The organism is Alphaproteobacteria bacterium (assembly GCA_030739735.1).
Taxonomy (GTDB): Bacteria; Pseudomonadota; Alphaproteobacteria; order UBA7887; family UBA7887; genus UBA7887.
The window spans coordinates 280-562 of record JASLYQ010000063.1 but is presented as its reverse complement, the minus strand read 5'-3'; the positions used below and the strand labels follow the sequence as shown (position 1 = coordinate 562).

At 41.3% G+C, this 283-nt stretch carries 1 pseudogene (cut by a window edge); it reads right to left on the bottom strand.

From position 1 onward, the window contains the following. Nucleotides 1-283 (bottom strand): annotated as a pseudogene (locus tag QF629_13080) (aconitase family protein) (it continues 279 nt past the right edge of the window).

Sequence of the window (283 nt, the reverse complement as noted above, 5' to 3'; positions counted from 1 at the left end):
GGAGTTTTTCGGTTATTGTTAAAACTAGGTCAGTTGCTGTAATGCCCTCGTTTAATGAACCGAACATATTAAATCCCAAAACTTTTGGAATGTTCATCGATATGGGCTGGCCCAGCATCGCTGCTTCTGCTTCAATGCCGCCAACACCCCATCCAAGTACAGAAAGGGCGTTAACCATTGTAGTGTGGCTGTCCGTTCCCACAACTGAGTCAGGATATAAAATATCGCCGTCTTTAGTTTTACTAACCCAAATAGTTTTGGCAATATTTTCTAAATTAACTTG